Origin of the sequence: Mucilaginibacter sp., assembly GCF_039207105.1 — a bacterium.
Classification (GTDB): domain Bacteria; phylum Bacteroidota; class Bacteroidia; order Sphingobacteriales; family Sphingobacteriaceae; genus Mucilaginibacter.
The window spans coordinates 1-15349 of sequence record NZ_JBCECK010000066.1 but is presented as its reverse complement, the minus strand read 5'-3'; the positions used below and the strand labels follow the sequence as shown (position 1 = coordinate 15349).

Sequence of the window (15349 nt, the reverse complement as noted above, 5' to 3'; positions counted from 1 at the left end):
TGTTTGTTACGCTTTTTCCCAGCTGTTTGTTGTGAAATTATACCTTTTAATGATCCTGGCGGGGTTGCCCACAGCTACAGTATATTCAGGTATATCTTTAGTAACCACACTGCCAGCGCCAATAATAACGTGTTTGCCAATAGTAACACCCGCGGTAACCACGCTGTTTGCGCCTATCCAAACATTATCGGCAATAGTTATTTTTTTTGTAGTTACTTTTTGCAAGCGGGGAGGAGTAGTAACATCCTCATAACCATGATTTAAACCGGATAGCACTATATTTTGGGCAAGCATTACATAGTTGCCCAAAGTTACCGGCCCAATAATTACATTACCTATGCCAATACCGCAATTATTGCCGATCATCACATCGCCGACACCGTTATTGATGGTAGCCAGATCCTCAATGATACTGCTGCTGCCCAGCGAAAACTTATTAAAAGGGAATATATCCATGCGGGCCTTAAACCTTACCACAGACTTTTTGCCCTTATGATGAAAAAAAGGATTCACAAACCAGCGTACCCATAGCCGGGGCTTTGCTTCGCCACTACGCACAATTAGCCAGTGTACAAAGCTTTTTAACTTAGGGTTTGATTTTATTTTTGATACAAGTGACATTAACTTAACTCCATTTTGATATTAAACTTTTTTGCCTCGGCGTTTTCGTTTCCGCTATTTGTTCTTCTTCATCAAGCCGCTTGCATATTACCAAAATGGCAATTGCCAGGTAAAACAAAATATTTGAGGGGTATTGTATAAAGGCCTGCTGCGGAAAATTACCCACATTTAAAGCAAATATGATCAGGAGCATGGCCAAACAATAGGTTTTTAACTCCGGATTTTTGATGAGGTAAAAAAAGTTGATGCCATTGTACAACACTATGAAAAGGAGTGTACAGAACAATATTAACCCAACCCAGCCCATTTCCACGGCCACGCGTACAAAGCCGCTATCCGGCGGGAATTTGGCCAGCATAGAGTTTGGCGCAAACCGCCTTCCCCAGATGCCTACCGAACCAAGACCACCGCCAATAGGGTGGGAGAGAATATAAGGTTTTATGCGTTTCTGGTTTTCGGCCCTTACGTTATATGATGGATCATCAGATGGTTTAAACGCCGATTGAAACCTTTTTATAAGTGGGTTATAAGTGGGCATTACAATCAATACACCCAGAAAAAAGCCTGCCATTAACGAAAAGATGAGTACCTTTTTGTTGAATTTTAAAACTGCCAGCATCAATAAAGCAGATGGTATTAATACATAAGCAGCTCTGGTACCTGCGTAAAGCATCACATAAAGAAAAAAAGCTGCCATAAAGCCCAATATTATCTTTTTACGCTGACTAATGTTGGTCATAATAAGTGAAATACAGAGCAGGCTGGCCATTACCATGTTATAAGAGAATGTAACAGGATCAGAAAAGATGCCAAACTTACGCATGTGGCCTTCAATAAAAAGAAGACTTACCCGCAAGGGATCTGAATAGAGATATCTTTTTTCAAAAGGAAAAAAACCAAAATTTTCCTGTTGAAAGGCCGATAAGGCTGCAACACATGCCAACGCCAGCCATAGCTTGAATAAAAATTTTATGAAGCTTACAGATCTGATCTGGAAGACAAAAACAAAATACATCAGCATAATAAAGCCCACGGTACGTACGGTATATACCCAGGCCAGTATTGCCGGAGCTACCGGGTTAATAACCTCTATTAAATTATAGGCCAGCCATATGATGATGATGTAACTGATCGGATTTTTAAAGTAATCCCAATTTTGTTCTTTTCGCTGTTTTATAAAAAAGCCGAATATAAGCAGGTACGTTATACCATCAAGTAAGGTTCCTATGGGTACTTCATCAGGCAAAAATTCGGATACGTAATTGATAAAGAAGGAGGCCAGTATCAATACAATTATGCCAATCTTAGGATATGCGACGATTGCGAATAAAGTTGGTAAGCCTATAATGATAGCCAGTATGCCTACACTGCCTATTATGCCGAGTTTATACACCACAAAGCTCGAGAGCAGCGAGAAAATAAGCAGACTAAAAGGCACCACAGGATTTGAAAACTTTTGGTCAATTATTTTTTGCCAAAATGTTTGTTTTACTTCCCTGTTACCGGTTTGATCACGCTGCATGTACCGCTATTTGACTTAAAGAAATAATATTTTTATAACCCATACAAAAGCACCGCAAAATGCCACAACAATAGCAGCCTTGCGCGACCGCTGCTGAAGCAGTGGTAAATCCTTATACTTATCTTCTCGAAATTTGGGCTCTATTCTCATAATACGAGGAGGTTTTTACAATCAAGAATTTGCAAAACTTATTACTAAGCTTACTTATCCTTTTTCTGATTTAAAGATGTTTTATTTAACACCCAGCCTGCAAATTGGTTGCCAAGGCTGCGTAAATGCTCTACATATGGCTTTTGAACACTGGTAATGCTTTTGCCCGATTCAAAAACAGCGATGGTTTTATTGGCAAATAACAACCACTCTTTTGATTTGTTTAAAGCACTCAAAGGCGCTGTATCGATGATGATGATATCATACTTCGACCTCAACTCATCAAACCTGTTTTTAAGGAAACCTTCGTCGCCAATTTCAAATAAGGTAACATCGCCCGCATGGTTACCTAATACGGTAGCTGTGCTACTGTTTACCTCCTGGGCATTAAGCGGGTTGTTTTTGAAATACTCCTCTACAAATATGTGAGGCATCGCGGTTTTGGTGATAGTAGGGTTATTAAAGTTACCATCAATTAACAAAACCTTTTTGTTGATCATGGAGTAGGAGTAAGCCAGGCTTATAGCAAGAAGACTTTTTCCTTCGGCTTCATCAATACTGGTGATAGCTAAAACTTTTTCGCCGCGCAGTTCCTGGTCTATTTCAAAACGTATTGATCTGAGCAGTTCTTTAAACGGTTTCATTTTATCCCTGTGCTCTACATCCCAAAGCTTTTTCAGGTCAAGGTTGTTGCTGTTAATTAGGTTCAGGTAACCTAATAGTGGCAGTTGGGTTTTATTAACAAGCTCAGCAGGGCTTCTGATGCTTTTGTCCAGGTAAAAGAGTATGAACATTACCAGTAAGCAACCAAACACACTTATTATGGCGCTTAACGCGATAAGCAATATCTTTTTTGATGGCTGGGCAATATCAGGCGTAGCGATTTCAACCTGTCTAAGATTTATTGAAAAATTTGATTTAAGGTTGGTTTCATTATACCTGTTTAAAACATCAAGATATTCTTTACCGGCTATATCAATATCAAAATTATACGTTTTTACTGTGGCATCAAAAGGTACCAGGCTGCTGAACTTTGAGTTAAGGTTGGCCAGTTCGTTGTCAATTGATTTTACACTGTATTTAGCGAGATCTCTTGCTATTTCAAGCGTTAATTTTTGATGTATCAGCTCATCTTTAGCCACCAATGGATTGGTTAAATATTTATCTGATGATTGATTTAACTGTGCAGTAAGCTGGTTTTGTATAGAATCAATAGAATTTTTATACCTTTCATTAAAACCGCTTCGTACATACCTGTCTTCCAATATATGTAGTTGATCCTGGGTAGAAGTAATAGCCTGGTTATATTTGCTTACTGATGCTTCAACATATTTCCGGTCGGCGGGTTCAAATTTTTTGTTGATTGTATTTATAGCGCCCTCGTTAGAAATAACGTCTTTTTCGGCTTGTTGCTTTTTATCATTATACACCATGATCTGGGCAAAAATGGCTTTTGATTGCTCATCAAGGCTCAACACACCGTGTTCTATCTTATATTGTTGAAGTTCGGCAGTTTTATCGCTTAAGGCTTTCTTTTTTTCTTCCAGTAAATGCGATAAAAAGTTTACGGCATTCAGCTCATTTTGCTTTACGCTTTGGGTATAATAGTCAATAAACTGCTTGCAAAGCGTATTTATAATAAAAGCTGATAGCTGTGGGTTTTCAGAATCATAGCTAACCGATATAAAGTCGCTGTCCTCATCGCGGCCAATTACAATATCTTTTAGTATAGAGCGCTCATCATAATGCATGGATATCAACACATCATTCAGATGGTCTTCTTCCTTATTATAAAGCGATAGCGGCTCCATGCGCTTATACTTGTCCTTAAAAATTACCAGCGCCCGGTCGCGCTCATAAGGGCGCATTGCAGTTATTTGTTTAGTGAATTTACGAAAAGGTTCAGGGCTGCTCAGATCATGAATAATAAGCTGGTACGAAACCTGATTCATCAGTTTCTTTAGCTTCATAATGGCGATGAGGTTGCTGAATTCACGAAAAACCTGTTGCTCCTGCGCGTTTACATTTTGATCTTTATCAATCAGGTGCCTTGAAGCATCAACAATACCGGTTGCTATTTGCGCGTGCGATATATAGCTGTTTGGCATGTTTTTAACCAGGAAGAATGAACCAACCACTGTTGCCAGCGGAATGATGATGAGAATATTGCGGTGTTTACGTAAAAGCTTAAAAAAATTAGCTATTTCCATTATTATTTAATCTCTTCTAATTTGGTACCTAATAACTCTTCCAGGTTGGTTTTAGCAGTGAAGGTTGCTAATTCGGCCTGTACTTTAAAAGAGTTTTGGTTGTAAAGACTATTGAGTTGTTCGTTATAGATCTGAAATGTGGTTTCGCCTTTTTGAAAAGCATATTTAAGCTGTTTTACAGCTCCCTCGGCATCAAGTACCGCGTTTGAGCGCAGCCTTAATTCGGCCTGGGCTTCCAGGTAGGCAAAGTAAAACCGTTTTACCTGCGCTTCAATGCTCAGCATGTATTCGCTTTGCTGGTACTCGGCAATTTTGTAGTTCTCTTTAGCTACATGAGTAGCCGCAGGATTTTTTAACAACTGCCCTACACTTAGCGACAATGCTAGCTGATACCCCTTAAAAATGGTTGGAGTAGACAGATTAATTGAGTTTTGCGGACTATAAATATAAGAGGCCGTTAAACCATCAAGCCAGGCAAATTTGGTTTGGTTGTAGGTGCTTTTGGCAGCGTTAACTTGGCTTTGCCTTAGTTTAACCTCCGGGTAGTTTTTCTTGGCGGTAGCTATCAGTTTTTCAAGGTAAGGGTATGATATATCTTTAACAAAAGATTCCTGGGCGTACAGATTATTGAAAAAAACAGTAAAAACTAATAAAAATGAAAGCGTTATAATATTCTTATTCATTTATTTATACTTTTTCTTTTTGAAATAGTGCTGGTATGGTTCCTAAAATAATTTTTAAATCTAACCAAATAGAATACTTCTGCGCATAAAAGTTATCCAATTTTTTTCGCTCCCGCTCAGACATGTCTTCTTTACCTCTTTTGCTCACCTGCCATAAACCGGTTAATCCGGCCGGGCCCAGGAAACGCATTGACCATTCATTTGAGGTGAGCATTTCAGCCTCGTAAACCGGCAACGGACGGTTACCTACTACAGACATATCGCCCATTAAAATGTTAAACAGCTGCGGTAATTCGTCAAGGCTTGTGTTACGTAAAAACTGGCCGAGTTTAGTGACACGTGGGTCATTCTTGATTTTTACGAATGCTGCCTGGCTACCGCCACCAGCTGCCGCATACTGATTGTTTTCGACAGATAGTTTTGCCAATAACTGATCGGCATCGGTACGCATCGATCTGAATTTGTAAAAGTTAAATACCTGGTAACCGGTACCAACGCGTTTACTTTTATAAAACACAGGCCCTTTTGAATCTAACTTAACCGCGATAGCCACACCTAAAAAAACAGGGGATAAGCAAAGCAGCATACTGCCCGATATGGCCAAATCAATAATACGCTTACCTAAAGGCATTTTATATGTAGCGTCAACTTCCTGTGATATCTCCAATAACTTTGGTTTAATCAGTTTGAAAGTTACCAGGAAGTTAAGGCGCTCACGCAGGTTATCAATTAAAAATGGCACGCTATAATAGTCATGCACTTTTAACTGCATGGCTTGCTGCTTAAGTGCTTTATCGTCTTTTGATGATAGCAGTACGATGATCGATCCGTTCAGTAAAAAGCTTTTTTTAAGTTCTTTAACTAACTTAAAGCATTTGCCATTATCGTCAACCTCAATAAGTATAATATCAGGTACAGTTAAAATTGACTGGTTACCCAAGTAGTCCTCAAGCTGTGCTATAGTATCATTATAAGTGATATTGAAATTATCGTTGATACCCTCTAAGATCAGGTCTTTTAATTCCAAACCAGCATATGCGATCCTGATCTGTGAACCTGAGCTTTTGTTCCAATCAGACATTTGATGATTCATATACGTTTACAAGTTGGTTGATAGCTGTTTTTAATTCATTAGGTTTAAATGGTTTTTGGATATAAGCCTCAACCGTAAAAGGCATTTTACCTACCTGATCATCCAGGTCATGCGCTGCTGAAAGCAGTATAACCGGTATATCACGATAAAAGCCGCTGATCTTTACATTTTTTACAAATGATTGGCCATCAAAATAGGGCATCTGCAGATCAGAAATAATAAGCTCGGGCATATTACCATCTTCAAGCCAGCCAAAAGCATCAACGCCATTGCTTTTTAAAACAAGATCGTATTCTTTTGAAAGTATAAAGTTGAGTAATTTCAAAATGCTTAAATCGTCGTCAACAATTAATAGGGTTTTTTTCATGTTGTTGCTGTGCCTGAATTAATAAAGTGTGATTAAACGCATGTTACTTTTGAAATGATGTGGGGCTGTGTTGCACTTTATTTACTCTTCAATTAATAAGTTTTAACGATCAGCAGATTTATTTCGGCGTTTACGTTAAAAATGCATCACGGGTTCGTTTTTTTATTAATCAAATACAAACCTGCTCTCCAATTCATTTCTGAGTGGGAATATTCAATTACTATACCGAAAGCCGGGAAAATTGCTTGTTACGACATTTATTAACTATTTATGATTAATAAAGCCTGCAAATGAGGCCACTGAGATATAAATAAACCCATTTAATTGCTAAATGGGTTTACCAAACGGATTGTTGTGCCGTTTAAAGTGAGGAATTTATTCCCACTTAGGGAATAAATTTACTATGAAGCAGAGTTACTGTTATTGCATGTGTTGCTCAATAATTGATAAAATATTACCTGCCGGATCATTAAACCACGCAATGGTAGGGCCATTACCGTCACTTTTTAATATGCCCTTTTCGTTGGTTTTGATCTCATCCAGGTTGTAGATAATGAATTTTACGCCGCGAGCGGTCAATTCATCAACGGTTTCTTCTACACTTTGTACTGGAAAATTGAGGATAGTGAAAGTGGCGGGAGTATGATTGGGCTTAGGATAAATTAAAATGATGTTATCCTTATTGATCTCCAGGTTTAAGAGATCTGGCATTTGCTCATCATTATAAACATTAAGCCCAAGTGTTTTACCATAAAACTCTTTGGCTTTGGGTAAATCATTAACCGAAAAGCCGCTAAACGCTTTATTTCCTTCCAACATAATAATAAGTTTATTAATTATAAATTAATAAGTGTGATTTTTGTTTTAAAATAATGGATTAATCAGGCAATGCTTCTGCATAACATCCCAGATCTTTTAAAAACGTGATCAAAGTTTTTGAACTTATCGTTCCCTGGCTGCATTGTATACGCAGTATGTTATCGCAATCATCCAGATCAAAGTTGGCACTATACCTTGAAAAAGTTTTATGGATATGGTTTAGGAGTTTATTAGCATACCTGCGTGTGCTTACATTTGTTTTAAAAACTTCTACTGCCATAATTAACCGTTTAGAGTTTATATATGAATACTAACACTATAATTGATGTATAGTGTTAGTATTAGCTGTAACTATTTTACAGCAAACAGGCTTACGTAATTTCTTCGGTAAGCATAAGCCAGAAACAAAATACCTATTAACAAGGCTAATACAATGGGTAAATTCTCTGGACCCAAAAAAGCATGATATAAAACGATGTTTATCATAATGGGGAAAAGCACCACCAATGCCAGTGTTACAAACCGCCCGGTAATAAGCGCTATAGAACATATAAGCTCTGTTATCTTAATCAGGGGTAGCAGGTAAACTGAGGCATTTACCCCATCCATAAATACCTTAACATCGCCTTTTAACTGGGGCTGAGGCACTAATTTAAAAAGCACTACTACCGATGAAAAAAGGAACATCAGGCCAACAAGGATGCGAACAACAATTACGGCTATTTTCATGATCTATAATTTTTAAGCGTTAGTAATGATATTGGGATTAAACTGATCATACCTTTTCCAGAAATAGTAGGTTATAAACATGATGATGAGCATAACCAACGGAGGTATCAATAAACCCATCTCATCGCCGGCGAAGGCCCTTGAGGCTATAGCGCCAATAAAATTGAAAGCAAAGCCGGCGTATGCCCATTCTTTTATGGTATTAAACCGGGTTTGCAATATGGCTATAGCGCCCAGCAGTTTGGCTACCCCAAAAATAATAAGCGCATACATGGGGTAACCCAGATGTTGCAATACATCTTTCCCGGCCTGCTGCTGGGTGATACCGCCATAACTATCGGCCAGCATAGCCAATGCAAATAGTATGGTTAATACCCAGTAAGTGATTCTGATGGTTTTAGGTTTCATGATGATTAAAAGTTAATGATTATTATTGATTAACCGGGCAATCAATCATCCATTGAATACCAAATTTATCTACAAGCATTCCGAAGTAAGTTCCCCAGGTTGATCTATCAAACGGAACCAAGGTCATTCCACCTTCGGCAAGGCCTTTGAATAAATTGCCAGATTCTTCTACATTTTCGCCGTTGATACAAACCGAGTGACTATTGCCGTGATTTAATGTTTTGGCCATTTCGCCAATCATATCGGTAGCCATTAACATATTACCTTTACCAACCGGGAGGGCGATGTGCATGATTTTATTTTCATCTTCAGGCGCTACTTTATTTTCGTTTTCAGGTGTTGAGTCGCAGGCTGCGCCGCCCATGTCTTTAAAACGTATAATGGTTAAAAAATCGCCGCCAAAAACTGATCTGTAAAAGTTGAAGGCTTCTTCGGTGTTTCCCGCGAAATTCAAATAAGGGTTAATGGTTATCATCTTGTTTTAATTTAAGTTTATAATTGATTTATTGTTAGTTGCTGATTATATCAGCTGTTTTTGTTTAACCAAATTTACAGGGATTGAACAGTATAGAAAAGGGGGGAATACGACACTTTTAGGGGCTGATTATGACAATATAGTATTAACATGCTGCAAAACAATTTTGGTTTTATTTTTTACCGCCATTCTTTTTAAATATGTTAGTACCCAATATGGATACATTTGCCAGCAGGATAATCGCGTTTAACCGGCAGCTTGATTTTACTGGTGTTTTACCTAACGGGATAAGCATTATGAACCCTTATAAGGATGGCGGACCGGCATTAGCTGTTTCTACCCAGTTTTATAACAAGTATTTTAATGATCTGCATCCCCGGCATTTGATATTGGGCATCAACCCGGGCAGATTTGGCTCGGGCGCTACAGGTGTTGCCTTTACCGATCCTAAACGCTTAGTAAGTGAGTGTGATATACCTTTCAATGGCCCGGTAACTCATGAGCCATCATCAGCCTTTGTTTATGAAATGATACATGCCTTTGGCGGGGTTAGCGAGTTTTACAAGCAGTTTTATATCCACTCGGTTTGCCCTTTAGGTTTTACTATAACAGGCAACAAGGGTAAGGAAGTAAATTATAACTATTATGATATGCCCGAATTGCAAAAGGCTGTATATCCCTTTATAATTGATAATATAGAAAAACAAATAGCTAACGGTTTTGAATCCGATATTTGCTATTGCTTTGGTACTGGTAAAAACGAAGCATTTTTACGCAAGCTGAATGCCGAAATGAAATTCTTTAAACAGATTATAGCGTTGGAACATCCACGTTTTATTATGCAATACAAGGCAAAAACCAAGCAGGATTATATTGCAAAATATATGCGGGAGTTAAGCAAAGCAGTTTTATAAAGTCTATTTGGTGCTAATATCCCGCTTGTGATCATCAAACTCCTTGCCGGTAGCATGATAATTACGGATGAAATCGGCCAATTGCTTCAGCTCAAAGTCAGTAAGTTCTGTACCACCCGAATAGTGGTAGCTACCGTCTGCAGCATCTAAAAAAATAGCGCCAAGGTAACCTTTGTCAAATGTTTTAGGGCTATCAATGTCACGGTATAATTTATAGGTGCCGGCATTGCCCTGGCCTGTTTGTGTGCTATTGGTATCTGCAGGATCGATGGCTATGTTTATATGAGTGCCATCTTGTTTTTTTACTCCGAATGTAATGCCGCTGGTGATCATTGTAAACTGGTTTAATTATAGATTAGACAACAATAAGATATAATTGTTTCAGAGAATATGATAACTGATTTTTTGAACAAACATCCTTAATTATTTCATAAATTAGTTAGATGATCAGTACTTACGATATGCTTTTGCGGCTTTTAGTAGCCGCATTGTTAGGCAGTATAATAGGATGGGAGCGCGAGCGCAGGCATTGGACTGCAGGTTTACGAACGCACATGTTGGTGAGCCTGGGTTCGGCACTGGTTATGCTGGTATCTGCCTATGGCTTTCAGGATGTGGTAGGCAAGCCAGGTATCTCCCTTGACCCATCAAGGGTGGCCGCGCAGGTAGTAAGCGGTATTGGCTTTTTGGGTGCCGGAACCATATTCTTTCTGCGGAACGAAGTAGTGAAGGGCCTCACTACCGCAGCAGGTTTGTGGACGGTTGCTGCCATTGGTTTGGCAGTGGGCGGCGGATTATATATAGAAGCCATCAGTGCTACTGCTATAGCTTTGATTATTTTGGCCGTGTTTAAACCATTTGAGGATAAGTTTTTTAAGAAGAATAAGTATCGCAACATCAGGATGGTGCTGGAGCAGCATAAGGCCGATTTTGCATCGATCGAGAATGTGTTGATAGCTAACAATATTCCGTTTAAAGAGATTGGCCTTGCCGCTGCCGGAGAGGGTAGTGATGAGATCAGGATCACCATTCAAAAACAATTTACCGAGAAAGAAAGGGTAATGACCGTAATAGCCGAATTGAAAAAGATCAAAGGTGTAAACAGCGTAGATTTTTTGAGTTGAGACCCGTAAATAGAAAATGGCCGGTAGTATATACCGGCCATTTTTTATTTCAAAAGCTTATAACTGATTATTTGGCTACAGTAAAATTAACGCTTGCTTTTTCATCAGCAGAGCTGCTGCCCAATACTAACTTATACTGACCCGGGTAAAGCTTCCATTTGTGAGTAGCCAGATCCCATTTTTGCAGATCCTGAACCGGGATTTTAATAGTAACAGTCGCATCCAGATCTTTTGCTACGCTTACGTGTTTAAAGCCTTTCAACTCCTTGATCGGCATCCTGTCAACCTTTGGATATTCGATATAAGCCTGAACCACCTCATCGCCATTCATTTTGCCGGTGTTCTTAACATTAACGGCAACAGTCAGGGTATCAGCTTTTTTATAAGATGCTTTAGGTTTGCTGTTAAGTGTGTAAGCAAATGAAGTATAGCTTAACCCAAAACCAAACGGATATTGTACCGGGCCATCAAAATAACGGTAGGTACGGCCTTTCATAGCATAGTTTTGATAATCGGGCAGGCTGTTCATATCCTTATAAAAGGTAAGCGGTAAATGGCCCGATGGCGAAACATCACCAAACACAACATCAGCCAACGCGTTACCGCCTTGTTCGCCGGGGTACCAGGCGTATATAATAGCATCAACATAAGGTTCAATGCTGGATACATCCACGTCAGAACCAGCGGTGATAACCGCTATAATAGGTTTGGTTTTAATCCCTTTACGTAAAGCTTTAATAAACGCGATCTCGCTTGCAGGCAGGCTCAGGCTTTTTCTGTCGCCGCCGCTTTCTGATAAAAACGCGTCGCCGGCTTCACCTTCCAGTACCGGCGATAAACCGATCACGGCGATGGTAACATCGGCAGAACCAGCTGCCCAGATACCGCCGAAGTGGGTAGTATCCTTATAATCACAACCTAAATCATACTCCACACGGGTTGATTTGCTAACAGCGCCGGTAATACCTTCAACAAAGTTCACTACCTTGCTACTGGTGCCGTGGTAATTAGCCACCATAGCATCTAAGGAAGCCGCATTGGGGCCAACCACCATAATGCTCGATACATTGGCTTTATTCAAAGGCAAAATGTTTTTATCGTTTTTAAGCAGTACCATACTTTGCTGGGCCACTTTACGAGCCAGCTCCAGGTGTTGCGCGTTATGAACGCTATCGGCACCATAGCCATGATATGGGTTCTGCGCCGGATCATCATAAAAACCTAATTTAAACTCCGTGCGTAAAATGGCGCTCAGCGAATAATCAATATCTTTTTCGGTCAAAAGCTTTTGCTCAATGGCTTTCATACCATCTTTTTGCAGTACAGTAGAGCAATCTAAATTGACGCCGGCTTTTAAGGCAGCGGCAGCTGTTTCAACCGCGGTAGGTAAGGTTTTATGACGGAGAAAAACATCATCCAAAGCACCACAATCGGTAACCACGTGACCTTTAAAGCCCCATTCTTTTCTTAAAATATCGGTAAGCAATACCTTATTGATAGAATTTGGTACGCCATTTACACGATTATATGCGCTCATTACCGATTCAACGCCTGAGCTAACCAGTTCGTGAAAAGCATACAAGTAAGTTTCACGCAGGTCTTTTTCGTCAACAATAGCATCAAAGTGATCGCGCTCAGCTTCAGGACCGCTGTGTACCGCGAAGTGTTTGGCTGTTGCTGATGCTTTTAAATAACGCGGATCATTACCCTGCAAACCTTTTACAAATGCCGAACCCATGCGGCCGGTTAAAAATGGATCTTCCCCGTAAGTTTCCTGACCGCGGCCCCAGCGTGGGTCACGGAAAATATTGATGTTTGGTGTCCAGAAGGTAAGACCCATGTATTGTAAATGCCTGTCTTGCGCTATGGCAAGGTTATATTTGGCACGTGCCTCTGTTGAGATAGCCGTAGAAACCTGTTTTAAAAGATCATCGTTAAATGTTGCCGACATGCCAATGGCCTGCGGAAATATAGTAGCTTCACCAGCACGGGCCACGCCATGTAATGCCTCGTTCCACCAGTTATATGCTGGGATGCTCAAACGCTGAATAGCTTTGCTCTGGTAACCCAGCAAGGAAATCTTTTCTTCAAGCGTTAGTTTTGATAAAAGATCATTAACTCTCGTTTCAATCGATTGCGAAGCGTCTTTGTAAAAAGGGGGTTGTTGCGCTTGTGTAGCAGCACTGCTAAACAGTAGGGAAATGGCAGCTACAGACAGCCGCGTGACTTTGGTAATGGTTGAAGCCATAGTTTTTATTGTTTCTTTTAAAATTGATGTAAATGTAATCCGTATTAACTTTATAGCGTAATTTTTAAAAAGGAATTTTATTGGTCACTCAGGTTTGTTGTAACAATTATAAAATATTAATTTCGGATTTGCTATGTTTTTAATAAAGTTTAGATATTTATTAAATTTTTTTAAAAAGTTTTATCGGCAATATCCTGTTATTTTTAACCTATATAATCCAGATACTCTATGAAAAAACGCTTTACGCTACTTTTCCTAAGTTTTTGCAGCCTTGCAGCTATGGCGCAAAAACATAACGTTTCAAAACAATATGTACCACCAGATGATCCACTGGTTGAAAAAAAGCTAACTGAGTGGCAGGATATGAAGTTTGGCCTTTTTATGCATTGGGGAACTTACAGCCAGTGGGGCGTTGTGGAAAGCTGGAGCATTTGCCCCGAGGATGAAGGCTGGACACAACGTAAAGGCCCATACGGCGCTACTTATAATGGTTACAAGGCTGCTTACGAAAACCTGCAAACCACATTTAATCCCGTAAAGTTTAATCCCGAAAAATGGGTAAGGGCGGCAAAGGATGCCGGTATGAAATACGTGATATTTACTACCAAGCATCATGATGGTTTTTGCATGTTTGATACCAAAGAAACCGATTACAAGATCACCAGCCCTAAAACGCCGTTCTCAAGTAATCCACGGAGTAATGTAACTAAGGAGATCTTCAGCGCTTTCCGTAAAGAGAATTTTATGATTGGGGCATACTTCTCCAAACCCGACTGGCATACCGAGAATTATTGGTGGAATTACTTTCCGCCTAAAGACCGTAACGTAAATTACGACCCCAAAAAGTATCCTGAACGCTGGCAAAAGTTTAAAGATTTTACCTACAACCAAATTGGCGAACTGATGACCGATTATGGCAAGGTAGATATTTTATGGTTAGATGGCGGTTGGGTGCGCCCTAAAAGCAGCGTTGACACCACAGTTGACTGGCAGCGGGGTATCAAATTTGACCAGGATATTGATATGCCTAAAATTGCCGCTATGGGCCGCCAGAAACAACCAGGCCTTATTGTGGTCGACCGTACCGTATCTGGCCAGTACGAAAACTATACTACGCCCGAGCAGGAAGTTCCCGAAGTACCGCTTGATCATCCCTGGGAAAGCTGTATAACAATGGGTAATTCCTGGAGCTATGTTCCGGGTGATCATTACAAATCGGTACAAAAAATTGTGCAGTTGCTGGTTAAAATAGTTTCGCGCGGAGGGAACCTGCTTATGAATATTGGCCCGGGCCCTGATGGCGATTGGGATCCGGTAGCTTACCAGCGTTTACAAGGCATCAGCGCCTGGATGAAAATTAACGGCGAGGGTATTTATGGCTCAAAATCGGTTGCGCCTTACTCAACCAGTAATGTGTTTTATACCCAGGCAAAAAATAACAAGGCTATTTACGCCTTTGTGCTCAGCGATCAGGAAAAAGTGTTGTTACCATCAACCATTACAGTTAAGGCGGCTAAGCCTAAAAAGGTCACTTTATTAGGTAGCAAGCAAAGCTTGAAATGGAAACAGGAAAATGATGAGGTGGTTGTACAAATACCTGCTGGTTTACAACAAAACAGCGGTTTAAACGAGGCCGCCTGTTTTAAACTGGAATATTAACTGCGGATAAAATACCACATAAAATAATTAAATAAACATAGTGTCAAACTTGTTGCAATATTTAATTTTGACATCCACATCTCTATAAATAATGATAAAAACACCCCTCACAGCTAAGTCTGTGTTTTTTAAAGTTTCAACAACCTTTGCATCGCTGTGCATTCTTGTTTTTCAAAGTGTTAATGCAAATGCGCAAACAGAATACGAATTAAACAGCGGTTGGAAGTGTTCGCCCATTGGTGCCGTTAAGGATAAGGGAGCGGCTATTTCGCAAACAGCTTACAGTACCAATGCATGGATGCCCGCTGTTGTTCCGGGTACGGTTTT

At 39.8% G+C, this 15349-nt stretch carries 17 protein-coding genes; 4 read left to right on the top strand and 13 right to left on the bottom strand.

Annotated elements, in window-relative coordinates; all coding sequences use genetic code 11:
• Nucleotides 1–6: 6 nt before the first annotated feature.
• The 11 genes from AAGC65_RS14600 to AAGC65_RS14550 all read right to left on the bottom strand — a co-directional run bounded on the left by AAGC65_RS14600 (nt 7) and on the right by AAGC65_RS14550 (nt 9077).
• On the bottom strand, nt 7–621 hold the full coding sequence (locus tag AAGC65_RS14600; RefSeq protein ID WP_343113197.1) for an acyltransferase: 615 nt from the start codon (nt 619–621) through the stop codon (nt 7–9).
• A gap of 4 nt (nt 622–625) precedes the next feature.
• Nucleotides 626–2143, bottom strand: a complete 1518-nt coding sequence (locus tag AAGC65_RS14595) for an O-antigen ligase family protein (RefSeq protein WP_343113196.1) — start codon at nt 2141–2143, stop codon at nt 626–628.
• A 200-nt stretch (nt 2144–2343) separates the two neighbouring features.
• A complete protein-coding gene (locus AAGC65_RS14590) occupies nt 2344–4503 on the bottom strand; it encodes an AAA family ATPase (RefSeq protein WP_343113195.1) in 2160 nt (719 codons plus the stop codon).
• A 2-nt stretch (nt 4504–4505) separates the two neighbouring features.
• On the bottom strand, nt 4506–5186 hold the full coding sequence (locus tag AAGC65_RS14585; RefSeq protein ID WP_343113194.1) for a TolC family protein: 681 nt from the start codon (nt 5184–5186) through the stop codon (nt 4506–4508).
• A 4-nt stretch (nt 5187–5190) separates the two neighbouring features.
• On the bottom strand, nt 5191–6279 hold the full coding sequence (locus AAGC65_RS14580) for a sugar transferase (RefSeq protein ID WP_343113193.1): 1089 nt from the start codon (nt 6277–6279) through the stop codon (nt 5191–5193).
• Entirely contained in the window at nt 6260–6646 is a 387-nt protein-coding gene (locus tag AAGC65_RS14575) for a response regulator (protein WP_343113192.1), read from the bottom strand. Before AAGC65_RS14575 ends, AAGC65_RS14580 begins: the two co-directional genes overlap by 20 nt.
• 420 nt (nt 6647–7066) lie before the next feature.
• The gene (locus AAGC65_RS14570; RefSeq protein ID WP_343113191.1) at nt 7067–7465 is read right to left on the bottom strand and encodes a VOC family protein; all 399 of its coding nucleotides are present in this window, start codon (nt 7463–7465) and stop codon (nt 7067–7069) included.
• 58 nt (nt 7466–7523) lie between these two features.
• Entirely contained in the window at nt 7524–7745 is a 222-nt protein-coding gene (locus tag AAGC65_RS14565) for a hypothetical protein (RefSeq protein ID WP_343113190.1), read from the bottom strand.
• A 71-nt stretch (nt 7746–7816) separates the two neighbouring features.
• Entirely contained in the window at nt 7817–8194 is a 378-nt protein-coding gene (locus AAGC65_RS14560; RefSeq protein WP_343113189.1) for a DoxX family membrane protein, read from the bottom strand.
• 12 nt (nt 8195–8206) lie between these two features.
• Nucleotides 8207–8602 (bottom strand): DoxX family protein, encoded by a 396-nt coding sequence (locus AAGC65_RS14555; protein ID WP_343113188.1) that lies wholly within the window; start codon nt 8600–8602, stop codon nt 8207–8209.
• Nucleotides 8603–8624: 22 nt separating this feature from the next.
• Complete coding sequence (locus AAGC65_RS14550; RefSeq protein WP_343113187.1) at nt 8625–9077, bottom strand: VOC family protein; 453 nt, start codon at nt 9075–9077, stop codon at nt 8625–8627.
• A gap of 200 nt (nt 9078–9277) precedes the next feature.
• Here AAGC65_RS14550 and AAGC65_RS14545 point away from each other — a divergent pair, with 200 nt between their 5' ends.
• Nucleotides 9278–9991 carry a uracil-DNA glycosylase family protein gene (locus tag AAGC65_RS14545; protein WP_343113186.1) on the top strand — a complete coding sequence of 238 codons (714 nt, stop codon included), beginning with the start codon at nt 9278–9280 and terminating at the stop codon, nt 9989–9991.
• Between the two features lie 3 nt (nt 9992–9994).
• Here the strand turns inward: AAGC65_RS14545 and AAGC65_RS14540 are convergent, their stop codons facing one another.
• Nucleotides 9995–10324: a hypothetical protein gene (locus AAGC65_RS14540; RefSeq protein WP_343113185.1), complete on the bottom strand. Its 330-nt coding sequence runs from the start codon at nt 10322–10324 to the stop codon at nt 9995–9997.
• A gap of 110 nt (nt 10325–10434) precedes the next feature.
• Between AAGC65_RS14540 and AAGC65_RS14535 the strand changes: the two genes are divergently transcribed.
• Nucleotides 10435–11115: an MgtC/SapB family protein gene (locus tag AAGC65_RS14535; protein WP_343113184.1), complete on the top strand. Its 681-nt coding sequence runs from the start codon at nt 10435–10437 to the stop codon at nt 11113–11115.
• A 67-nt stretch (nt 11116–11182) separates the two neighbouring features.
• On the opposite strand, the gene AAGC65_RS14530 is transcribed toward AAGC65_RS14535, so the two are convergent.
• Nucleotides 11183–13363 carry a glycoside hydrolase family 3 N-terminal domain-containing protein gene (locus tag AAGC65_RS14530; protein WP_343113183.1) on the bottom strand — a complete coding sequence of 727 codons (2181 nt, stop codon included), beginning with the start codon at nt 13361–13363 and terminating at the stop codon, nt 11183–11185.
• 228 nt (nt 13364–13591) lie between these two features.
• On the opposite strand from AAGC65_RS14530, the gene AAGC65_RS14525 reads away from it, so the two are divergent.
• Both AAGC65_RS14525 and AAGC65_RS14520 read left to right on the top strand, forming a co-directional pair.
• Nucleotides 13592–15022, top strand: coding sequence for an alpha-L-fucosidase (locus AAGC65_RS14525; RefSeq protein ID WP_343113182.1), 1431 nt, complete (start codon nt 13592–13594; stop codon nt 15020–15022).
• A 91-nt stretch (nt 15023–15113) separates the two neighbouring features.
• Nucleotides 15114–15349 (top strand): hypothetical protein (locus AAGC65_RS14520; protein ID WP_343113181.1); only part of this gene is annotated, 236 nt, incomplete at its 3' end.